The following is a 2,907-nucleotide window of genomic DNA, read 5'->3' on the forward strand; positions in this document are numbered from 1 at the left end:
TGGGGCAACCCCCTCGCAAGAGGATCATGTACTGAATACATAGGTGCATGAGGCAAACCCGGGGAACTGAAACATCTCAGTACCTGGAGGAAAAGACATCAACAGAGATTCCGCTAGTAGTGGCGAGCGAACGCGGAGCAGGCCAATGCCTTACCAAGAAGAAGCAGAACGGTCTGGAAAGTCCGGCAAGAATGGGTGATAGCCCCGTATGCGTAGTGTCTTGGTGAGGATTCGAGTAGGGCGGGGCACGTGAAACCCTGTCTGAACATGGGGGGACCACCCTCCAAGCCTAAATACTCCTTAGTGACCGATAGCGAACAAGTACCGTGAGGGAAAGGTGAAAAGCACCCCGATAAGGGGAGTGAAAGAGACCTGAAACCGGACGCCTACAAGCAGTCGGAGCCTCTTATGGGGTGACGGCGTACCTTTTGTATAATGGGTCAGCGAGTTTCTGTTTGCAGCGAGCTTAAGCCGTTAGGTGTAGGCGTAGCGAAAGCGAGTCTGAATAGGGCGACTGAGTTGCTGGCAGAAGACCCGAAACCGAGTGATCTAGCCATGGCCAGGCTGAAGGTGCGGTAACACGCACTGGAGGGCCGAACCCACGCCTGTTGAAAAAGTCGGGGATGAGCTGTGGCTAGGGGTGAAAGGCCAATCAAACTCGGAGATAGCTGGTTCTCCGCGAAATCTATTGAGGTAGATCGTCGGGTGTTTACCCTGGGGGGTAGAGCACTGGATGGGCTAGGGGGGCCCAAAGCCTTACCAAACCTAACCAAACTCCGAATACCCAGGAGTATAGCCCGGCAGACAGACAGTGGGTGCTAAGGTCCATTGTCGAGAGGGAAACAGCCCAGACCACCAGCTAAGGCCCCTAAATCGTGGCTAAGTGGGAAAGGATGTGGGGATTCCAAAACAACCAGGAGGTTGGCTTAGAAGCAGCCATCCTTTAAAGAAAGCGTAATAGCTCACTGGTCTATTAGAAACCCTGCGCCGAAAATGTAACGGGGCTCAAGCCACGTGCCGAAGCTGTGGGTGCATTCTTATGAATGCGCGGTAGCGGAGCGTTCCGTAAGTCTGCGAAGGAGGCGGGGTGACCCCCTCTGGAGATATCGGAAGTGCGAATGCTGACATGAGTAGCGACAAACAGTGCGAGAAACACTGTCGCCGAAAGTCCAAGGGTTCCTGCGCAAGGTTAATCCACGCAGGGTGAGCCGGCCCCTAAGGCGAGGGCGAGAGCCGTAGTCGATGGGAACTAGGTGAATATTCCTAGGCCTGCCAGAAGTGACGAATGGGAAATGTTGTCTGTCCTTAACGGATTGAACAGGCTTTTTGACCATTCCAGGAAATAGCTCTGGCGTATAGACCGTACCCGAAACCGACACAGGTGGACTGGTAGAGAATACCAAGGCGCTTGAGAGAACGATGCTGAAGGAACTAGGCAAATTGCTCGTGTAACTTCGGGATAAACGAGACCCAACCGTGGGCAACCATGATTGGGTGGCACAGACCAGGGGGTAGCGACTGTTTAGTAAAAACACAGGGCTCTGCGAAATCGTGAGATGACGTATAGGGCCTGACGCCTGCCCGGTGCCGGAAGGTTAAGAGGAGATGTGCAAGCATTGAATTGAAGCCCCGGTAAACGGCGGCCGTAACTATAACGGTCCTAAGGTAGCGAAATTCCTTGTCGGGTAAGTTCCGACCTGCACGAATGGCGTAACGACTTCCCCACTGTCTCCAGCATCGACTCAGCGAAATTGAATTCCCCGTGAAGATGCGGGGTACCCGCGGTCAGACGGAAAGACCCTATGAACCTTTACTGCAGCTTTGCAGTGGCATCAGGAAAATCCTGTGTAGGATAGGTCGGAGGCTTTGAAGCCGGGGCGCCAGCACCGGTGGAGCCACCCTTGAAATACGACCCTGAATTTTTCTGATGTCTAACCGAGACCAGTAAGCCTGGTCCGGGACCCTGCATGGTGGGCAGTTTGACTGGGGCGGTCGCCTCCCAAAGTGTAACGGAGGCGCGCGATGGTGGGCTCAGGCCGGTCGGAAACCGGCTGTCGAGTGCAATGGCATAAGCCCGCCTGACTGCGAGAATGACAGTTCGAGCAGAGACGAAAGTCGGCCATAGTGATCCGGTGGTCCCACGTGGACGGGCCATCGCTCAACGGATAAAAGGTACTCTAGGGATAACAGGCTGATCTCCCCCAAGAGTCCACATCGACGGGGAGGTTTGGCACCTCGATGTCGGCTCATCACATCCTGGGGCTGGAGCAGGTCCCAAGGGTTCGGCTGTTCGCCGATTAAAGTGGTACGTGAGCTGGGTTTAGAACGTCGTGAGACAGTTCGGTCCCTATCTGCCGTGGGTGTAAGAGACTTGAGAGGATTTGTCCCTAGTACGAGAGGACCGGGATGAACATACCTCTGGTGCACCGGTTGTCACGCCAGTGGCACAGCCGGGTAGCTAAGTATGGACGGGATAACCGCTGAAAGCATCTAAGCGGGAAACCCACCTCAAAACGAGGTCTCATAGAGCCGTGATAGACCATCACGTCGATAGGCCGGGTGTGAAAGTGCAGTAATGCATGCAGCTAACCGGTCCTAATCGCTCATAATCCTCACATCAAACACATGCACAGAAATCAGCCACACTCACTCATCACCAACCTCCGCCCACTCTCAAAAAGACTGGGTGGGCTAGAAGACCTGGTGGCCATTGCGAGGGCCCTACACCCGATCCCTTCCCGAACTCGGCCGTGAAATCCCTCAGCGCCTATGATACTGCACCTCAAGGTGCGGAAAAGTCGGTCGCCGCCAGGTCCCCTAGCCCACTCACAAACCACAATCACCAACATCACATTACACCACCGCGGGGTGGAGCAGCCCGGTAGCTCGTCAGGCTCATAACCTGAA

At 54.9% G+C, this 2,907-nt stretch carries 2 rRNA genes (1 of these 2 running past the window's edge); both read left to right on the plus strand.

The features are described 5' to 3' along the window. Positions 1 to 2,619, plus strand: a 23S ribosomal RNA gene (locus GFR01_RS15475); it begins 118 nt to the left of the window's first position. An 80-nt stretch (positions 2,620 to 2,699) separates the two neighbouring features. Beyond that, positions 2,700 to 2,814 (plus strand): 5S ribosomal RNA (gene rrf, locus GFR01_RS15480). The last annotated feature ends 93 nt before the right edge of the window (positions 2,815 to 2,907 follow it).

It is taken from the genome of Gluconobacter frateurii (assembly GCF_002723955.1).
Taxonomy (GTDB): domain Bacteria; phylum Pseudomonadota; class Alphaproteobacteria; order Acetobacterales; family Acetobacteraceae; genus Gluconobacter; species Gluconobacter frateurii.